This is a genomic window from Borrelia turcica IST7, from assembly GCF_003606285.1.
In the GTDB taxonomy this organism is placed as follows: Bacteria; Spirochaetota; Spirochaetia; order Borreliales; family Borreliaceae; genus Borrelia; species Borrelia turcica.
On record NZ_CP028884.1, the window covers coordinates 499,385 to 518,755 of the forward strand.

The window sequence follows — 19,371 nt, forward strand, 5'->3', positions numbered from 1 at the left end:
TATTGACAAGAATTTCTTTAATTTATTAAAATTGTAGTGATTTGGAGAGGTGGCAGAGTGGTTGAATGCTACGGTCTTGAAAACCGTCGTAGGTGTAAGCCTACCGTGAGTTCGAATCTCACCCTCTCCGTAATTAATTATTCTTAAGAACAGGGATGAATTAACTAGTCCTCACTGTTTTTAGCAACTGGGAATGTAAATTCAACTTTTCCATTTGCATGATTACTTATCATAAGTGGATCATAGAAGAATATTACATTGTTATTTTTAAAGTAATATTTATGTTTGTTAAAAATCTCTTCAAATTTATTTTCAAATAAATCATGATTCATATCAAATGTCATGAATTCTTTAAATTCTTTTTTCGCTTGTTCTCTTAGTACTTGTATTAAGGAATCTAATTGATCTTTTGAAATTATATCTGAAATTTTTATTATTTCGTTTCCCTTAAGATTGATGGGATAATATGTTGTAAACCCATTTGCACCTCCTTCTGTTGTGTATTCTGAGTATAGAATAGATGTGATTTTAAGGTCTTCGTTTGTAAATATTTCAAAACCAGAATAATAAAAATATTCATGCTTATATTCTTTTGGCTTTGTTTTTTCTAATTTTTCGGTTTCGTTATGCATTTTCCATTTTTGTATAAGATCTTCAAATCCAAATTCTATTCCCGATACAATTGGAATTTTGGCATCTATGTGAAAGATGTTATTGTTTTTATAAGTACCGGTTTCTTTTATGATTTTTGTTTCAATGTTGATATCAGATTTTTCTGTATTTTCCTCAGATTTTGAACAAGAGATAATTAATAGAAGTATTGCCATTATAATTGGAAATTTTTTTGTCATTTACTACTCCTTTTGTAAATGATTTTATTTTAAATTATTTGGTATTGAAAAATATGTTTTGACTATGCGCTTTATAAGTTAAGTTTATTGTAATAAATAATGTTTTTTATTACAATAAACTTAAATATTATTTGTGCCCATAGCTCAGCTGGATAGAGCGTTAGATTGCGGTTCTGAAGGTCAGAGGTTCAAATCCTCTTGGGCACGGAAGTTGTTGAATTTGGAGAGATGGCCGAGTGGCTGAAGGCGCACGCTTGGAAAGCGTGTATACATGAGAGTGTATCATGGGTTCGAATCCCATTCTCTCCGGTTCCTAGGACCCGCACTATTAAGGATTGCCTAATCCCGTCAGGACTGGAAGGTAGCAGCGGTAAGTAATTACTTAGTGAGTGCGTAAGTCTTAGGTTTAGTTATTCTATGTAGGTATGTGTTCTTTAACATTTAGGGAATTGTTGGCAGTGTATTATAATATGCGAAGAGTAATCTTTTTGTATTTAATGGCTTTTGTGTTGTAACATCTAAGGTTTTAGTTAAGATTTTTGTTTGTGTATGGAGAAATGAGATGATATCTTCAAGAGGTACTGCCATTAAGAGACGTCCTAGAGATTTTAATTCTCTTGAGGGACAAGATTTTGTTGTTGAAACCTTAAAACATTCAATAGAGAAAAATAAGATAGCGAATGCTTATATATTTTCAGGACCAAGAGGTGTTGGTAAGACTTCTTCTGCAAGAGCTTTTGCTAGGTGCTTAAATTGTAAATCAGGCCCAACGATTACTCCTTGTGGGGTATGTACCAGTTGTAAATCTATTGATAATGATAATAGTCTTGATATTATTGAAATAGATGGTGCTTCCAATACTTCTGTGCAGGATGTTAGACAAATTAAGGAAGAAATAATGTTTCCTCCTGCTAGTTCAAGGTATAGAATTTATATTATTGATGAAGTACATATGCTTTCAAATTCTGCCTTTAATGCGCTTTTAAAGACAATTGAAGAACCTCCTAGTTATATTGTTTTTATTTTTGCCACTACAGAAGTACATAAACTTCCCGATACAATAAAGAGTAGATGTCAACATTTTAATTTTAGACTTTTACCTTTAAATAAGATTTATGAGATGTTAAAGCAGATTTGCCTTGAAGATAATATTAAATATGAGGATGAAGCATTAAAATGGATTTCTTATAAGAGTGGAGGAAGTGTAAGAGATTCTTATACTCTTTTTGATCAAATTGTTTCTTTTAGTAATTCTGACATCAAACTTGAACAAATAAAAACTAAGATGGGATTGACTAGTGACGAGTTTTTAGAAAAAATGGCATTAAGTATCCTTGATGAAGATTTAAAAGAATTAATTCATGTTCTAGATGCTTCTTTTTTGACAGGAATTTCATGTGAACAATTTCTTCTTGATGCGATTGAGTTTTTTAGAGAAATATTATTTTTAAAATTAGATATTAAAAATCTTACTTTTGTTGGGGTTAAATCTGAGAGTCTAAGAGAAAAATTATTGAGTTTTGATTTAAATCATGTCGAGAGAAGTATTAGTATATTGCTTGAAACTTATAGGGATTTACAGTTTTCAGTAAATCCTAAATATGAACTTGAAATTAATTTCATTAAAATACTTAGACTTAAAGATTATATTCCAAATCATATTTTAATTAAGCAGATACAAAATATTGAAGATAGGGTATACAGTGAGGTTGGGTTTAGTGTAGATGATATTGACTTAAATCCAGAAGTAGAAAACATTGCTTCAATGGAAGTTGATTTAGATAAAAGTGAACCTATTTCTTTGGAAACTGAAGTTGAGCCTTCTGAAAATTTAGATTCTGATGAGATTGATGAGATTTTTATAGAGACAAAAGATGGCTTTAATAAGTTAGAAGAGAGTGATAAAATTAAAGAAAGGTTTATTTATTTTGTATCTAAGTATGTACAAACCTTGGTATATTCTGGAGAGGTTGTGATTGAAAATGGCATACTTTATTATAAGGTTTTTAGTGTATTTGAGTATAATCAGCTTAAGGTTTATCAAAATGACATAAAGACTGAGTTTGGTAAGGAATTTCCTAAATTAGGGGTTGTATTTCAGAACCATTTTAAGGATAGTGATGATGAATTTGAAAGTGAAGTTATGAAAATTAAAAACATTTTTGGAGCAATTGAGGTAAAGGAGTAAAATGTGGCAGTGGGTCCTCTAGATTTTTTAAAAAATATGTCAAACCTTAAAGACAATGTTGAGAATATTAAAAAGGAGATATCTCAAATTAGTGTTTATGGTAGGGTAGGGAGTGATGTTGTTATTGTTGAGATGAACGGAGAGTTTATTGTTAAAAAGGTTACAATTAAGGAAGAATTTTTTAGTGACCTAGACAATGAAGCTCTTGAACATATGATAAAAGCGGCTTTTAATGATGCTATTTCTAAGGTTAAAGAAGAGATTAAAACAAAAACAATGGACTCTATTCCATTTGGGATTTAAGATTTGATTATAAAAGATTTAATTACTTTAATTTCTAAGTTGCCCGGCATAGGTAAAAAGACGGCAGTACGAATGGTTTATGATATTTTATCTAATAATGAGGAATATGCAAAAAACCTTGGTCAAAGTTTAATTAATCTTCATTCTAAGATAAGAAAATGTAAGAATTGTTACAATTTTACCGAGAAGGAATTTTGTGATATTTGTACAGATTTAAATAGAAATAAGGATTTAATTTGTGTCGTGGAAACACCACAAGATTTAGAAGTTATTGAATCTACTAAAGAGTATGATGGATTTTATTTTGTGCTACATGGGCATCTTGATCCTTTAAAAGATATTGGACCTAGTAGATTAAATCTTGATAAGCTAGCAGGATATGTTAAAGATCTTGGAGCTCGAGAAGTAATTGTTGCTACAGAATTTAGTATTGAGGGAGATGTAACGGCGAACTATATTAATAGTATTTTAAAGGATATAAAGGTTAATGTCACAAGAATAGCCTCTGGTCTTCCTGTTGGAGGAAGTATTAGTAGTGCAGATAAAATTACTACTCTTAGGGCTTTTCGTTTGAGACTTAAGATATAAAATTTGATAATTTCTTATTCAAAAAGATTTGCTAAGAGTTCTTTTATTAGTTTAATACTTAGCAAGGCATTGATTTTAGTTTAATTGTTTTAATTTATAGATTTTAAGAGTATGTTTCATATATGAGTTATATTTGTTTTATTGTAAGGTTTATTATTTAAAATATAATAGGGCATTTGGTATGTTATTTTTCTATGTTATTAATTTTTATAGTTTATTCATTTTGAAATAGAATTTATTAATTAGATTAAATATAGCTTATAATTAACTTAATTTGTATTTTAAAAATAAGGAGGTTTTTGTGTCTACTTTAATACAAAAAACTTTATGCATTATTAAACCCGATGGTGTTAGAAGAGGTTTAATTGGTAATGTTATTGCTAGATTTGAGAGAGCAGGATTGAAAATTGTGGCTACTAAGATGGTTTTAGTTAATAGAAAGATGGCTGAGGCACATTATTTGTATGATGATATTGCTGTAAGGCACGGAGAAGTTGTTTGGCAGTCTTTAATTGATTTTATAATGAGTTCTCCCGTTTTTGCGTTTGTGGTTGAGGGTGTTGAATCTATTGAAGTTGTCAGAAAACTATGTGGCTCTACAGAGCCAAAAACAGCTTCCCCTGGAACAATAAGAGGTGATTTTTCTTATCATAGCTTTAACTATGCAAATGAGAAAAAATTTTCAATTTATAATATCATACATGCTTCTGCTAATGTTACGGATGCTCTTCGTGAAATACCAATTTGGTTTAAGGAAAATGAAATTGTAACTTATAAAAGAGACGATGAGCTTGAACATTATTATAATTGATTTTAATTTGAAGTTTTCGGTAAGAAATATATTAAACTAAATAAGTGATACGATAATTTATTTATATCTGTTTAAGATACTATTTCTCTTTTTAATCATGTTGAATTATTTGTAAAAATAAGAGAGTTGGATTTTTGATTTCAAACTTTTAATCTGCATAGTATGAAATTTGTTAATAGGAAAAGATATATTAATTCGATTTAAGAAGTTGAGCAGTGTAAGATAAACTTTATGAAGACTTTTAGAAATATTTTGTGGTTATTGATTGAATCTATGGCGAGATTAAAGGCTCATTTTAAAGAATTGCAGATTGAAGAGAAGCTTTGATAATTTGAAATTTGATGGAATTTTTTTTAGATTTAATGATGTAAAATGTAATTACTTAAATTGGTTAATGAGGGTTGTTTCAAAATTTTAATATTTAGTTTTTTCATTAAAAAGCCTAGAAAAAACTTTGTAAATTTATGCAAGATGTTTATATGAAAAGATTTACTCTCCTTATCTTTTTGATATTTTTGCTTTTTATAAGCTGTACTTTTGATTATAATGAGTATTCTAGTAGGTCAGAAGCTGCTAAAGAGACTCCTTCAATACAGATATTGGGAATTAGTTATCATAATATTGTAGGTGGTAAGAAACAAACGGTATTAGAATCTTTAAGTTTTAATTATTTCCATGATTATAAGATTTATAAAGTGGAGAATGGGCGATTTTTGTATCATTCTTTGGATAATAAGATTTCAGGTAAATTTAATAAGCTAGAAGGTTCTCATGTTACCAAAAACTTAGATATGAAAGATGCTGTGGAGTTGAAAATAGAAGATGTTAATAATTATTACTTGATTAATACTAATAGACTTTTATGGCGAGATAATGAGAAGAAGCTGTTTTCACCTCCAAATGAGATAGTTTTAGTTCGATTTGATGATAGTAATATAAAGGGAAAAGGTTTTTCATACTATTTAAATCAAAATCATTTTTATTTTTATTCTGGTATGGAAGGACTTATAAGATGAAAAGTGTCATTATTTTCTTAATTTTTATTTCTTTATTTAATATTTATGCACAAGATAAAAAAAAACTTAAAGATACTAAAAAAGAAAGTAATGCACAAAAGAAAAATGATTTTACTTTTAAAGCAGATTTTTCTCAAGGAATTATGTCTTCTCTTTATAGGAGAGTTGTTTTGAAGGGAAATCCTGAGGTGACCTCATCTGATTTTAAACTTAGGGCTGATGAGATTGAAATTTATGGAGAGGGTAGTTCTTATATTGAGGCTCGTGGAAATGTTTATTATGAAGATTATAAAAATAAAATGAATGTTAAGGCACAATTTTTATTCTTTAATAGAAAATTGGATAATTTTTATCTTCAAAGAGGTGTTGAGCTTGAAGATTTAGAAAATGAGCTTGTTGTTAAGGCCGAAAGGATAGAGGGTGGACATAAATCAAACATTTATGTTATGCAGTATTCTGTTAAAATATACAAAGGCGAGACTTTTGCAAGAGCTGAGAATGGGATTTATAATAAAGAAGAAAAAGAAATTGTACTTGAGGGCGTTCCAGTTATTTATCAAGATGATAATTATTATTCTGCTGCAAGGATAATTTTTAATACGGAGACTAATAAATATAATCTTGAAGGGAGTGTTGAGGGTAAATTTACCCAGACAGAAGAAGATGTTTCTAAAGAAAAGCAATAGAATAAAATCAATAAAAGAAAGGCTTAATGTTGGCTATGTTAATGATATTGTTCTTAAGGCAGATAATATAGTTAAAAAATATGGAGAGAAAGTAGCTGTTAATGGGGTTACTATTGATGTTCATAGAGGTGAAGTTGTAGGTCTTCTTGGGCCAAATGGCGCTGGAAAGACTACTACCTTTTATACTATTGTAGGATTTATTAAATCTAATAGTGGTTGTGTTTTGATAAATGATTATGATGTTTCTGGTCTTAATATGTATGAGCGAGCAAGAATAGGTATTGTATATTTGCCACAAGATCCGTCTATTTTCAGAGAGCTTACAGTTGAGGATAATATTCTAGTTGCTCTTGAGAGGAGAGAAGATTTATCACAAGCTGAACGTAAGATGGAACTTGTAAATCTTCTTAAAGAATTTGAAATAAAGAGAATACAGCATCAAAAAGCATATACTCTTTCTGGTGGTGAGAGAAGGAGAACTGAGATAGCTAGAGCTTTGGCAGTTAATCCGTATTTTTTATTGCTTGATGAACCTTTTGCAGGTATTGATCCTATTGCTATTGGAGATATAAAAAATATAATAAAAATTTTGAAAAGTAAAAATATTGGTGTTTTAATTACGGATCACAATGTAAGAGATGCTTTTGATATAATAGATAGAGCTTATATTATTTATCAAGGACAGGTTCTTGACGAGGGTAATGTTTCCTATATTATAAATAGTGAAAAAGCTAAAAAACTTTATCTTGGTGAAGAGTTTAGATTATGAGAGTAATAGAGAGAGAGCTTTATTATGAATTTGAATTGGACCCTAGCATTAAATTAATATATACTAAGCAGCCTTTTGATTTGAGTATTAAGGATATTAATAATGATAACCTAGATTTTATTCCTAAGAGCAAGAAAATAAAATATTTAAAGCAACTGCATACAAATATTGTTTATGAGGTCTCTGATGATTTTGTCAATTTTCAGGAAGGCGATGGGCTTGTTTCTTCTTCTTATAATGTTGCTCTTCTTGCTTACTATGCAGATTGTCTTCCAATATATTGTTTTGACAGTTTTAAAAAATATATTGGACTTATTCACAGTGGATATAAGGGTAGTTTCAAGCTTATTATTTTAAAAATGTTACTTATGTTTGAGAAGATGGGGTCAAACTTCCGAGATTTGAAAATTGTATTTGGGCCTTACAATAGGGCATGTTGTTATGAGGTTTCTTTGGAGTTTTTAGAAGAGGTAAAATCAAAATTTAGTAAGAAGTTGTTGGATATATCTTTTTATGATAGAAATGATAAAATATACTTTGATAATGGTAGTTTTAATTTAGGCTTAATTTCTAATTTTAATTTAGATATTAAGGATTCGGGTCTTTGTACTCATTGCGAGCACAATCTTTATTCTCATAGAAAACTTAGAGACAAGAGAAGTTATGCTGCAATTTGGAGAGTTTAGTTTGAATGTTAAAGATTTATCATCCAAGCTGGATGAAATGTTTCAGATAAAGAATTTTGAAAATATTGATAAAGGACTTAATGGCCTTCAAGTGGGTAATTTGGATGCTAAGGTTAGAAAGGTTGCTTTTGCTGTTGATGCAAGTATGACGACTTTAAAAGAGGCTAAGGATTATGATTTTTTAATAACTCATCATGGCATTTTTTGGTCAAAATCTGAAAGAATTGTTTCTGTAATGTATGAAAAGATTAAGTATCTTATGGAAAACAACATAGCTCTTTATTCTCTACATTTACCTATGGATGTACATCCTGTTTATTCTCATAGTAAAGCTTTTTCTGACTTTCTTGGGTTTAGGGATCCTATTCCTTTTGCAAATTATAGGGGAGCTAATTTAGGTATTATTTCTATTTCTAGTCTTAATTTTTCTGAAATCCTGAACAAGATTAAGAAACAAAATAAACATATTCTTTATTATAAAGAATTTAAGGAATATGTTTACAAGGTAGCTATTGTTAGTGGCTCTGGATATTCTTTTTTTGAAGAAGCTTTGCAGTATGGTATTGATTTATTCATAACAGGGGATACCTCTCATCAAATATATTCTTTAGCTGAAGAGTGTGGTGTAAATTTGATATTTGCGGGTCATTATTTTACTGAAACATTTGGTTTGGTAAAATTAATGGAGTATTTTAGGAATTATGAAGAATTACACATTAAGTTTGTTGGTAGAGATACTAATTTATAAGGATTTTATATGAATATAAATAGAATCAAATTGATTAATAATTGTATATTTATTTCTATTCTAGTTTTTTTTGATCAATTATCTAAGTATTTAATTGTTCAATATGTCAAACTTGGTTCTGAATATTTATCTATTTTTGGAGATTTTTTTAAAATAATACATGTTAGGAACACTGGGGTTTTATTTTCAATAGGTTCTAATATTGACGATAATTTAAAAAATTTATTTTTTCTTGTGCTTCCTATTGTTGTTTTGGTTTTTGTTTTTTATTTTTCCTTAAATGAAAAAAATAGAATAATTAGAATTTCATTTTTATTGATTTTATCTGGTGGTATTGGGAATATTATTGATAGGTTATTTAGACCTTTAGGCGTTGTGGATTTCTTAGATGTAAAATTTTTTGGCATTTTTGGACTCCAAAGATGGCCAACTTTTAACTTTGCAGACAGTTATGTTGTTATAGGAATAGGTTTATTTGCAATTTATGATTTGTTTGTAAAGAATAGAAAGTATTAATCTATGAAAATTTTATACTTTATTTTGTGCTCATTGACTAATTTGTCTTTAATGCTTTTAGTTTTTTTTCTAGAATTTTTTTTTATTGCTAAGCTTAATGTTATTATTTCTCCTTTTTTTCAGTTTGTTTTGGTTTTGTTAATGATTATTATTTCAATTTTCATAAGCTATTTTTTATCAAATATTATTGCAAAAAGTATTATTTCTAAATTTTTCAATATAGATAAATAAAAAGAGAGGGGTTTAGTGGCTTTGCGAGTTTTAATTGCCGGGGAGATTGTAGGCAAGCCTGGCATTGTTGTAATAAAAGAATTTTTGTCTACTTTTAAAAAGAATAAAGAAATTGATTTTGTAGTGTCTGGTAATAATTTTACTACAGGGTTTAGGGGTCTATGTAAACGACATGTTTTTTTGCTAAAAAAGTATGGTGTTGATGTTTTAACTTTAGGAGAAAATGCATTTTCAAGAACTGTATTGAGTGATGAACTTGATAAATACAATTTTATTTTAAAACCTCTAAATTGTCCTGCTAGGATAAAGGGTTATTCTTATTTTATTTATAATGTTAATGGTAGTAAAGTTGCTGTAGTTAGACTTGTTGGACAGACGGGTATTACGAAATATAACTTTAATAGTCCTTTTTTTGCTTTTGATTATGTTTACGAGAAAATAAAGTTACATACCAATAATATAATTGTGCTTTTTGATTCAAATACTACGGCTGAGACTAATTCTATGTTTTTTTATTTAAAATCTAGAGTTAGTGTTTGTTTTGGTGTTGGTAGAAGAATATTAACAGCGGATCTTAGAATCCTAGATGACACTGCAGTTATTACTGACCTTGGTAGAGTTGGGAGTTTAAATAGTGTTATTGGTTATGTTCCTGAATTTGAGATAGATAAATTTTTAAAAGGGTTCTTACATAATCGATTTACTGAATCTTGGGATGGACTTGGATTTAATGGTGCTATAGTTGAAATCGATGATAATGGAAAGGCTGTTTTAGTAGAGACTGTAAGAGAGTATATCAATTTTAAAGGTGGTCCAAAGAATGAAAATGATATTTGAACTATTAATATTTAGGTCAATCTGGAGGCGAAATAATGTATAGCTATCTTGTAGAGGGTGGTTTTAAAATAGGTGGAAGAATAACGGCTAGTGGCAATAAGAATGCAGCTTTGCCTTGCATTGTAGCTGCACTACTTACAGATGAAGAGGTTGTTTTAGAAAATATTCCAAACATTAAAGATGTAGAAGTTATTTTAGATATTTTAAAGGATGTGGGTGCTGAGGTCGTAAGAGATGGTAATATTGTTAGAATTAAGGTTTTAAATATTAATAAGACAGAGATGAATTCTTCCTTAACAGATTTAATTAGGGCTTCTATTCTATTTGTTGGACCTATTCTTGCTAGATGTGGAAGGATTAATATTGCTCCTCCTGGCGGAGATGTTATTGGAAAGAGACGGCTTGATACTCATTTTTATGGACTTGGCAAGCTTGGTGCTAAATTAATAGATAATGAGAAGCGGATTATTTTAGAAGTGGATAAATTGATTGGAGCTGAGATGTTTTTAGATGAAGCATCAGTTACTGCCACTGAGAATATTATTATGGCTGCTGTTTTTGCTTTTGGTGAAACCGTGATAATGAATGCTGCGTGTGAACCGCATGTGCAAGATTTATGTAAGATGTTAAATACTATGGGAGCTAGCATTTCTGGCATTGGTTCTAATGTTATTAAAATAAAAGGTGTTAGAAAATTAAGAGGGACTAGGTTTCGAATAGGTGCTGATTTTATGCAAGTAGGTTCCCTAATTAGCCTGTCTGCATTAACAGGAGGGGAACTTGAGATTAATAGAGCTGACCCTAAGCATTTTATTTTAATAAGACATGTATATTCAAAGCTTGGCATTGATTTTGAGTATGATGAGGAAAATATATATGTAAAGGAAAGGCAGGATTTAAAGGTAAGACTAGATTTTGGAGGACATATTCCCAAGATTGATGATGGACCATGGCCTGCCTTCCCTACAGATCTTATGAGCATAGTTATAGTGACTGCGACTCAAGTTCAAGGAACGGTTCTTATTTTTGAAAAAATGTTTGAGTCTAGAATGTTTTTTGTAGATAAACTTATAAAAATGGGTGCTCAAATTGTTCTTTGTGATCCTCATCGGGTTGTGGTTACAGGTAAAACAGTTCTTAAGGGAAGTGTCCTATCTTCTCCGGATGTTAGAGCGGGTATGTCCTTGCTTATTGCGGCTCTTTGTGCTAAAGGGGAGAGTCAAATTCAAAATGTTTATCAGATTGAGAGAGGGTATGAGGAAGTTGTTGGCAAACTTAGCTCTTTAGGAGCAAAAATTAAGAGAGTTGTAGAGAAGTAGAATTTTTATTAAAGGAGAATGTTTTTGGTAGCAAAGCAAGATAAGATAAGAGAACTTGTTGTTAATGGGAATATATATAAAGTAATTTTTGTTATTGGCTTACCCTTAGTTATTACTAACATTATTCAGATTTTTTATGAACTTACAGATATGTTTTATGTAGGGAAACTTGGTACTTTATATGTAAGCGCTCTCTCTCTTATTTGGCCTATAAATTTTTTTATTGTGTCTTTAGGTATGGGTATGGGAATAGGTAGTATATCTTTAATAGCTAGAAGTTTTGGTGAGGGCAATTACAAGAAAACAGCTAGATATTCAGGCCAATTATTAACCTTAAGCTTGCTTCTTTCTGTATTAGTGTCCGTATTAGCATTCATTTTTATTGATTCGATTTTAGATTATATTGGTGCTACTGGTGAGCTTAAAAATTACGCAAGAGAGTATTTTTCTATAGCTATTTATGGGATTCCTGTTATGTTTTTAAGCATGTCTATTATGTTTGTATTAAATGCAATAGGGTCCACAGTTATTTCTATGATGATAATTTTAATTGCAAATATTATTAATTTTATTCTTGATCCGATTTTAATATTTACTCTTAATTTAGGTATTGCTGGTGCTGCTTGGGCTACTCTTTTTTCAAAATTAGTGACTGTTGTAAGTTATCCTATTATGGCTTTTTGTTTTAATAAATGTTTAAAAATTTATATTAAAGATTTAATACCTAACTTTAATTATTTGCTTCAGATACTTAAATGTGGCATACCTGCATCTTTAAGTCAGGCTATGGTGTCTTTTTCTTTTATCATTTTTAACTCGTTTATTGTAACAATTGGGACTGATTTTTTGGCTGCTTATGGTATTTCCAATATGATAGACACGTTTTTGTTTTTGCCTGCAATGGCTTTTAGTTCTGCTTTAGCATCGATAATTGGACAAAATCTTGGAATAAATAAAATAAAAAGAGCCATTGAGGCTTTGCGTAAAGGATTTTTTGTTATAGGTTTGATTTCTATTTCTACAACATTCATTTTAATTATTAACAGAAATTTTTTAATATCTCTGTTTACCAGTAATCAGACAGTTTTAGAATATGCAAATTATTATTTATTTTTTATTGCCATTGGTAGTATTGGATTTTCTTTTCAACTTGCTCTTCAGAGTGCTTTAATCGGTTCTGGTTTAACTAATATAGTGATGATTGTGACTTTTACTAGAGTATGGCTTGTTGCAATGCCTATTATGTTAATAATTAAATATTTTGGTGTACTTTTTGAGTATATTTGGGTTTTTGCTGTGATTCCAAACTATATTGGATTCTTTATTATGCTTGTTATTGTACTTAGTGGTTCTTGGAAACAGAAAAAGTTTTAATAGTTCAGTAGTCTGTTTTATTTGTGGTTTAAAATTAAATGAAGTAACTTGTTTGAAAAAGCTTTGCTATTTAATAAAGATAATTGATGAAAGGCAAAATTTATATGGCAAAAAGTCAAACTAAAATTAGAAAGTTAATATTACAGGGGAATTTATATAAGGTATTTTTGGTTATTAGTTTTCCTATTCTGATAACTAATATTCTTCAAGCTTTTTATGAACTTACAGATATGTTTTATGTAGGAAAGTTAGGCGCTGTACCTCTTGCAGCGCTATCTCTTACGGGTCCTATTAATTTTCTTATTATGGTTCTTGCTATGGGAATGGCTATGGGAAGTATATCATTAATGTCTAAATCTATTGGGGAGGGGACATTTTCTAAGTTTTCAAAATATGCAGGACAGTTGTTATTCCTGAATTTTATACTGTCTCTGTTTGTTACAGTCTTTATTTTACTGTCTATAGATCTTATTTTGGATTTAATGTCTGTTAAAGGCGATCTTAGGGAACTTGCTAAGTCTTATTTTTATGTCACAGTTTATGCAATACCTATAATGTTTTTAAGTATTTCTATCATATATATATTAAATTCCCAAGGGGAAACTATTATTTCGATGATAATAATTCTAATTACAAATATTATTAATTTTATTCTTGACCCGATTTTAATGTTTACTCTTAATTTAGGTATTGCCGGTGCTGCTTGGGCTACTTTTTTTTCAAAATTAGTAACAGTTTTTTCTTATGTGTTTCTAACTTATGGATTAAATCGTGGATTTAAGATAAATGTAGGGGATATTATGCCGGATATTGCCATAATGAAGAATATTTTTAATTTAGGTCTTCCATCGGCTTTTGGGCAGATTATGACTTCTCTTTCTTTTTTAGTTTTCAATTATCTTGTAATCCAAATTAGTCCCAAATTTTTAGCTGCTTATGGTCTTACAAATAGTATCATTGCTTTTTTACTTCTTCCTGGGATGAGTATTGGTACTGGAATTATTGCAATTGTTGGGCAAAATCTTGGAGCAAAGAATGTTGATAGAGTAGGAGATGCTTTAAAGAAGGGTTTTTTTGTATCTTTGGTGGTGTTACTTACAATTAATGCATTTATAATATTTTTTAGAGAAGGTATTATAAGTTTTTTTACAGATGATTTGGAAGTTTTAAATTATGCCAATGAATATTTGTTATTAGCATCAATTGGAACTGTTGGATATGGGTTACAGCAAGTTTTTTTCGGAGGATTAATTGGTTCAGGCCTTACAAAACTTGTTATGATTATTATTTGTATTCGTCTTTGGGTTATTCGTTTGCCGGTTGTACTTATTTTTCAATATTTTGGAGTCATAGAAGATTCTCTAGGTTATGCTTTCATAATTTCAAACTATGTGACCTTTATTATTTTATTGTTATTTACTCTTACAAAATATTGGCTAAAGCCACAGCATAGTACAAGTGTATGATTATTTTACTAGTTTATATAAACGCTTCAGTATTGAAATTGTAAGTTTGTAAGTATTAAAATTCATATAAAGGTGAGGTTTAGTTACTAGTCTTGTTTTAAGAAAATATGAAATATGTTTTGCTTTCTTTTATTAACTTTGATATTTAATTTAAATCTTTTCTCTTCTCCTGCCCTAAGCCCTTCTTTAATCATATGACCTGTTTTATTGCCTTTTTTGAAAATGGCTAATGAATTTTGTTTTATGTCTGTTTTTTTATTGTTTTTAAGGGTAATTATTAAATTATCTTTATTATCAGTTTCAAATTTGACTATTTCAATCTTGTGGGTATTTTTCTTTATGCTAATAATATAAGTAATTTCTCTGGCAATATTTTTTGACTTTACAGAATTGTTTTTTATGCATGATATATTCATACATAAAATAAATACTATAATAATTTTAAATGATTTTTGTTCCAATTTTAATTGTTGTATACATTTAGTAATAAAAGTTAAATTTATTACATAATAATGAATATAATTTAAGTAATGGTACTTAAAAGTAGGTTTTCTTCTATACTTCATTTATGCTGATTATAGAATAATATGTAGTGTGAGTATATGAAAATAGGATGAATTGAGAATACTTGCACGTCATTCTCTAATAGTGAGTATTGTTTTTAAAAAACTAGTGCTATTTTTATCTTATCTAGTCAATTTCAAAGAGAATTGAATATGGAATAAAACAATAAAGTTATTGACTATATGTTAAATAATATGTAAACTAACAGAGTTGTTAAGGATTCTTTTAGAAAAACACGAAAGACGGGTCAATTTCTAAGAAAAGGTATTCTTTTAATATATATACTATGGTAGTTCTATTTATCTTATAATTATTGTATATTGTTAAAAAATAAGATGGAATTCTTAAGATAAGGATTTTTAAAGATTAAGTAAGGATTTGGAGTATAAATTTAGGAGGTTATTCATGGCTAAGGAAGTTTTTCAGAGAACAAAACCGCACATGAATGTTGGTACAATAGGGCATGTTGACCACGGAAAGACAACACTAACAGCTGCTATTAGTATTTATTGTTCAAAGGTAAATAAAGATGCTAAGGCGCTTAAGTATGAGGATATTGATAATGCACCTGAAGAGAAAGCAAGAGGGATAACAATTAATGCTAGACATATTGAATATGAGACTGCGAGCAGGCATTATGCTCATGTTGATTGTCCTGGACACGCTGACTATATTAAAAATATGATTACTGGTGCAGCTCAAATGGATGCTGCTGTATTATTGGTTGCGGCTGACAGTGGAGCAGAGCCACAGACTAAGGAGCATTTGCTTCTTGCACAGAGAATGGGAATCAAAAAAATAATAGTATTTTTGAATAAGTTAGATTTAGCAGATCCTGAACTTGTTGAACTTGTTGAAGTTGAAGTTTTGGAACTTGTTGAGAAGTATGGCTTTGCTGGTGATACTCCAATAATAAAGGGGTCAGCTTTTGGGGCTATGTCAAACCCTGATGATCCTGAGGCTACGAAATGTATAAAGGAACTTCTTGATTCTATGGATAATTATTTTGATCTTCCTGAAAGAGACATTGACAAGCCATTTTTACTTGCTGTTGAGGATGTTTTTTCCATCTCTGGGCGTGGTACTGTTGCTACTGGTCGTATTGAAAGAGGAGTTATTAAGGTTGGGCAAGAAGTTGAAATTGTTGGAATTAGAGAAACTAGAAAGACAACTGTTACTGGTGTTGAAATGTTCCAAAAAATTCTTGAGCAAGGTCAGGCAGGGGATAATGTTGGTCTTTTGCTTAGAGGTGTTGATAAGAAGGATATTGAGAGGGGACAAGTTATTGCTGCTATTGGAACAATTACTCCTCATAAGAAGTTTAAGGCTTCTATATATTGTTTAACTAAGGAAGAAGGCGGAAGACATAAACCGTTTTTCCCAGGATATAGGCCACAATTTTTCTTTAGAACAACAGATGTTACAGGTATGGTAACCTTGGAAGGGAAGGAAATGGTTATGCCTGGAGATAATGTTGATATTGTTGTTGAGCTTATCTCTTCAATAGCTATGGATAAGAATGTTGAGTTTGCTGTTAGAGAAGGCGGTAGAACTGTTGCTTCAGGGCGTATTCTTGAGATATTGGAATAGTGTGGGAATAGGGATGCTTTTGTATCCCTAAAGTTTAGGAGAGTAAATTGATTGCTAAAGATAAAATACGGGTAAGGCTTTTTAGTTTTGATGTTAAGATATTAGACCAGAGCGCTGAGTCTATTGTTAGGGCTGTTCAAAAATCTAAAGCTCAAATAAAGGGTCCTATTCCTTTGCCTACAAAGATAAAAAAATATACTGTTTTGCGTTCTCCTCATGTTAATAAAAAATCAAGAGAGCAATTTGAAATGAGAACTCATAAGAGACTTATTGATATTTTAGATCCTACTTCTGCTTTGATGGATTCTTTGATGAAATTGGAGCTTCCTGCGGGTGTGGAAGTGGATATTAAATAGAGGACAAGATTTTAAGTATATGAATTTGAGGTGTTTTAATGTTGGGATTGATTGGAAAAAAGGTGGGTATGACTCAAATATTTCAAGAAGATGGAGTTGTAGTGCCTGTTACGGTGATAGAATTTGAATCCAATTATGTTATAGGGAAAAAAACAGTAGAGAGAGATGGGTATGATGCTCTTATAATGGGTTCTGTTGATCTTAAAAATTTTAAGGTTTTAAAGCCCGTAAGAGGTCAGTATAAAAAGTTGGAAAATATTGGACCTAAGAAGTATGTTATAGAATTTAGAGGTCTTAAGGGTTATGATGCTGGCGATGAAATTAAACTTGATGTTTTTAAAGAAATTAAGTATGTGGATATTACTGGTACTACTAAGGGTAAGGGTTTCCAGGGAGCTATGAAGAGACATAACTTTAGTGGAGGTCCTTCTTCTCATGGATCTAAGTTTCATAGACATCTTGGTGGTACAGGTCAAGCTACTACACCTGCTAGAACTTTTAAGGGAACTAAAATGGCTGGCAGAATGGGTGGAGATCAACAGACTATTCAAAATCTTGAAGTTATTTTGATTGATGAGGAGAAAAGAGCCATTTTAGTAAAGGGAGCTGTGCCAGGATTTAAGGGTTCTTTTGTTATTGTTAAAAAGGCAAGAAAAGTGGGTGTTTAATATGGAAAGGAAAGTTTTTTCTCAAGATGGACAAGAGCTTCGGTCTATAGAATTAGAAGATAGAGTTTTTAATGTAGATGTTAGTTATGGTTCTATATATAATGCTATTAAAAATGAGTTAGCTAATCTTAGAGTTGGAACAGCTTCAACTAAGACTAGATCTGAGGTTAGAGGTAGTTCTAAGAAGCCTTGGAAACAAAAAGGGACAGGGCGTGCTAGGGTTGGTACTAAGAGAAACCCAATTTGGGTTGGCGGAGGCATAGCTTTAGGACCAAAACCAAGAGATTATAGTTATAAATTACCAAAGAAGGTAAAGCGACTTGCTTTTAGGTCTGTCCTTAGTCTGCGTGCATCTGTAGAAGATAATTTTAAGGTTATTGAAAATTTTACTATTGAGTCAGGAAAAACAAAAGAGCTTGCTTTGGTAATAAAGAATTTTATAAAAACTAATGGAAAAACAGTTGTTCTATTGGGAAATGATGATCAGATGCTTAAGAGAGCAGGAAAAAATATTAGAGATTTAAAAGTTTTATCTTTTAATAAACTTAGAGTTGTTGACTTATTTTATGCTAAGAATTTAATAGCTCTTGAATCTGCTATTGAGGGGCTTAATGAGTTTTATGTTAAATAAGAGAAATGTTGAGGATGAATTATGAAGGCTTGTGATATAATGATTTCACCTATGCTTACTGAGAAAACTAATATTCAGCGAGAGAATATGAATGTTTATGCTTTTAGAGTTAAAAAACAGGCAAATAAGAAAGAGGTTGGTGCTGCAATTAAAGAACTTTTTAATGTTGTTCCAATATCATGTAATGTGCTTAATGTTAAAAGCAAGAATAAGGTAGTGGTGTCAAGGAAGGGGTATCCTATTGGTAAGGGGAAAACTTCTTCATGGAAAAAAGCATATGTTTATCTTAAAAAAGAAGATAAAATAGATATTTTTTAGTGGTTTTGGAGAAAGAGAAATATGGGTATTAAAACTTATAAGCCAAAAACTTCTTCTTTGCGGTATAAGACAACTTTGTCTTTTGATGATTTAAGCAAGGGTAATGATCCTTTAAAGTCTTTGACTAAGGGGAAGGTATCTAGAGCGGGAAGAGATTCTTCTGGAAGAATTAGCATTAGGAGAAGAGGTGGTGGCCATAAGAGAAGGTATAGAGAGATTGATTTTGGTAGAAGAGATAAGTTTGGTGTGCCTGCTCGAGTTGTTTCTATTGAGTATGATCCAAATAGGAGTTCTAATATAGCTTTACTTGCTTATAGAGATGGAGATAAGAGATACATTATTGCGCCTAAGGGAATTAAGGTTGGCGATATTTTAGAGAGTGGTCCAAATTCACCGATAAAAAGTGGTAATTCCTTTCCCCTTGAAAATATTCCAGTTGGTAAGATGATACATAATATTGAGCTTAATCCTGGAAGAGGTGGTCAACTTGTAAGAAGTGCTGGAAGTTATGCTATGATACTTGCTTCTGATGAAGATTATGTGACTGTTAAACTTCCGTCAGGGGAGATGCGCATGGTTTTTAAGAAGTGTATGGCAACTCTTGGAGAGGTTGGGAATGAGGATTATATGAATGTTTCTGTGGGTAAGGCTGGCAAGAGTAGATGGCTTGGGAAGAGACCTAAGGTAAGAGGAGTTGCGATGAACCCTGTTGATCACCCACATGGAGGTGGTGAGGGTAAGACTTCTGGAGGACGTCATCCTGTATCTCCTTGGGGACAGCCTACTAAGGGGTATAAGACTCGAAAGAAAAAGAAATACTCAGATAAATTTATAGTTAAGAGAAGAAATAAGTAG

At 30.6% G+C, this 19,371-nt stretch carries 22 protein-coding genes, 3 tRNA genes and 1 other RNA gene; 24 read left to right on the forward strand and 2 right to left on the reverse strand.

Going from position 1 to position 19,371, the window contains the following annotated elements:
• Nucleotides 1-43 precede the first annotated feature (43 nt).
• Nucleotides 44-130, forward strand: a tRNA-Ser gene (locus DB313_RS02395).
• A gap of 34 nt (nt 131-164) precedes the next feature.
• Here the strand turns inward: DB313_RS02395 and DB313_RS02400 are convergent.
• Nucleotides 165-851, reverse strand: a complete 687-nt coding sequence (locus DB313_RS02400; protein ID WP_120104253.1) for a DUF3298 domain-containing protein — start codon at nt 849-851, stop codon at nt 165-167.
• Nucleotides 852-984: 133 nt separating this feature from the next.
• Here DB313_RS02400 and DB313_RS02405 point away from each other — a divergent pair.
• The 17 genes from DB313_RS02405 (at nt 985) to DB313_RS02490 (ending at nt 14,389) form a co-directional block, all read left to right on the forward strand.
• A tRNA-Arg gene (locus DB313_RS02405) sits at nt 985-1,058 on the forward strand.
• Between the two features lie 15 nt (nt 1,059-1,073).
• Nucleotides 1,074-1,160: transfer RNA gene (locus DB313_RS02410), tRNA-Ser, on the forward strand.
• 2 nt (nt 1,161-1,162) lie between these two features.
• Nucleotides 1,163-1,260: signal recognition particle sRNA small type (gene ffs / locus DB313_RS02415), an RNA gene on the forward strand.
• A gap of 153 nt (nt 1,261-1,413) precedes the next feature.
• Nucleotides 1,414-3,039: a DNA polymerase III subunit gamma/tau gene (gene dnaX / locus DB313_RS02420; protein ID WP_120104254.1), complete on the forward strand. Its 1,626-nt coding sequence runs from the start codon at nt 1,414-1,416 to the stop codon at nt 3,037-3,039.
• 3 nt (nt 3,040-3,042) lie between these two features.
• Nucleotides 3,043-3,342, forward strand: coding sequence for a YbaB/EbfC family nucleoid-associated protein (locus DB313_RS02425; RefSeq protein WP_120104255.1), 300 nt, complete (start codon nt 3,043-3,045; stop codon nt 3,340-3,342).
• Between the two features lie 3 nt (nt 3,343-3,345).
• Complete coding sequence (gene recR / locus DB313_RS02430) at nt 3,346-3,930, forward strand: recombination mediator RecR (RefSeq protein WP_120104256.1); 585 nt, start codon at nt 3,346-3,348, stop codon at nt 3,928-3,930.
• A gap of 301 nt (nt 3,931-4,231) precedes the next feature.
• Nucleotides 4,232-4,741: a nucleoside-diphosphate kinase gene (locus DB313_RS02435; RefSeq protein WP_120104257.1), complete on the forward strand. Its 510-nt coding sequence runs from the start codon at nt 4,232-4,234 to the stop codon at nt 4,739-4,741.
• Between the two features lie 479 nt (nt 4,742-5,220).
• Nucleotides 5,221-5,757 carry a hypothetical protein gene (locus tag DB313_RS02440; protein WP_120104258.1) on the forward strand — a complete coding sequence of 179 codons (537 nt, stop codon included), beginning with the start codon at nt 5,221-5,223 and terminating at the stop codon, nt 5,755-5,757.
• Nucleotides 5,754-6,443, forward strand: coding sequence for a hypothetical protein (locus DB313_RS02445; RefSeq protein ID WP_120104259.1), 690 nt, complete (start codon nt 5,754-5,756; stop codon nt 6,441-6,443). Before DB313_RS02440 ends, DB313_RS02445 begins: the two co-directional genes overlap by 4 nt.
• On the forward strand, nt 6,421-7,212 hold the full coding sequence (gene lptB, locus DB313_RS02450) for an LPS export ABC transporter ATP-binding protein (RefSeq protein ID WP_120104260.1): 792 nt from the start codon (nt 6,421-6,423) through the stop codon (nt 7,210-7,212). The genes DB313_RS02445 and lptB overlap by 23 nt, the downstream gene beginning before the upstream one ends.
• Nucleotides 7,209-7,898, forward strand: a complete 690-nt coding sequence (gene pgeF, locus DB313_RS02455) for a peptidoglycan editing factor PgeF (RefSeq protein WP_120104261.1) — start codon at nt 7,209-7,211, stop codon at nt 7,896-7,898. Before lptB ends, pgeF begins: the two co-directional genes overlap by 4 nt.
• Before the next feature lies 1 nt (nt 7,899).
• Nucleotides 7,900-8,646 carry a Nif3-like dinuclear metal center hexameric protein gene (locus tag DB313_RS02460; RefSeq protein WP_120104662.1) on the forward strand — a complete coding sequence of 249 codons (747 nt, stop codon included), beginning with the start codon at nt 7,900-7,902 and terminating at the stop codon, nt 8,644-8,646.
• A 9-nt stretch (nt 8,647-8,655) separates the two neighbouring features.
• Complete coding sequence (lspA, locus tag DB313_RS02465; RefSeq protein ID WP_120104262.1) at nt 8,656-9,162, forward strand: signal peptidase II; 507 nt, start codon at nt 8,656-8,658, stop codon at nt 9,160-9,162.
• A 246-nt stretch (nt 9,163-9,408) separates the two neighbouring features.
• The gene (locus DB313_RS02475) at nt 9,409-10,230 is read left to right on the forward strand and encodes a YmdB family metallophosphoesterase (RefSeq protein ID WP_120104264.1); all 822 of its coding nucleotides are present in this window, start codon (nt 9,409-9,411) and stop codon (nt 10,228-10,230) included.
• A 35-nt stretch (nt 10,231-10,265) separates the two neighbouring features.
• Complete coding sequence (gene murA, locus DB313_RS02480; protein WP_120104265.1) at nt 10,266-11,549, forward strand: UDP-N-acetylglucosamine 1-carboxyvinyltransferase; 1,284 nt, start codon at nt 10,266-10,268, stop codon at nt 11,547-11,549.
• Between the two features lie 24 nt (nt 11,550-11,573).
• Nucleotides 11,574-12,923, forward strand: coding sequence for an MATE family efflux transporter (locus tag DB313_RS02485; protein ID WP_238614514.1), 1,350 nt, complete (start codon nt 11,574-11,576; stop codon nt 12,921-12,923).
• A 104-nt stretch (nt 12,924-13,027) separates the two neighbouring features.
• Complete coding sequence (locus tag DB313_RS02490; protein ID WP_120104663.1) at nt 13,028-14,389, forward strand: MATE family efflux transporter; 1,362 nt, start codon at nt 13,028-13,030, stop codon at nt 14,387-14,389.
• Between the two features lie 86 nt (nt 14,390-14,475).
• Here DB313_RS02490 and DB313_RS02495 read toward each other — a convergent pair whose 3' ends face one another.
• Entirely contained in the window at nt 14,476-14,805 is a 330-nt protein-coding gene (locus DB313_RS02495) for a hypothetical protein (protein ID WP_238614515.1), read from the reverse strand.
• Nucleotides 14,806-15,358: 553 nt separating this feature from the next.
• On the opposite strand from DB313_RS02495, the gene tuf reads away from it, so the two are divergent.
• From tuf to rplB, 6 genes are read left to right on the forward strand one after another with little or no spacing between them, the layout of a single operon-like run.
• Nucleotides 15,359-16,543 (forward strand): elongation factor Tu, encoded by a 1,185-nt coding sequence (tuf, locus tag DB313_RS02500; RefSeq protein WP_120104267.1) that lies wholly within the window; start codon nt 15,359-15,361, stop codon nt 16,541-16,543.
• 47 nt (nt 16,544-16,590) lie between these two features.
• A complete protein-coding gene (rpsJ, locus tag DB313_RS02505; protein ID WP_120104268.1) occupies nt 16,591-16,899 on the forward strand; it encodes a 30S ribosomal protein S10 in 309 nt (102 codons plus the stop codon).
• Between the two features lie 38 nt (nt 16,900-16,937).
• On the forward strand, nt 16,938-17,567 hold the full coding sequence (rplC, locus tag DB313_RS02510) for a 50S ribosomal protein L3 (protein ID WP_120104269.1): 630 nt from the start codon (nt 16,938-16,940) through the stop codon (nt 17,565-17,567).
• 1 nt (nt 17,568) lies between these two features.
• The gene (gene rplD, locus DB313_RS02515; protein WP_120104270.1) at nt 17,569-18,198 is read left to right on the forward strand and encodes a 50S ribosomal protein L4; all 630 of its coding nucleotides are present in this window, start codon (nt 17,569-17,571) and stop codon (nt 18,196-18,198) included.
• A 21-nt stretch (nt 18,199-18,219) separates the two neighbouring features.
• Complete coding sequence (gene rplW / locus DB313_RS02520; RefSeq protein WP_120104271.1) at nt 18,220-18,516, forward strand: 50S ribosomal protein L23; 297 nt, start codon at nt 18,220-18,222, stop codon at nt 18,514-18,516.
• 21 nt (nt 18,517-18,537) lie between these two features.
• The gene (rplB, locus tag DB313_RS02525; RefSeq protein ID WP_120104272.1) at nt 18,538-19,371 is read left to right on the forward strand and encodes a 50S ribosomal protein L2; all 834 of its coding nucleotides are present in this window, start codon (nt 18,538-18,540) and stop codon (nt 19,369-19,371) included.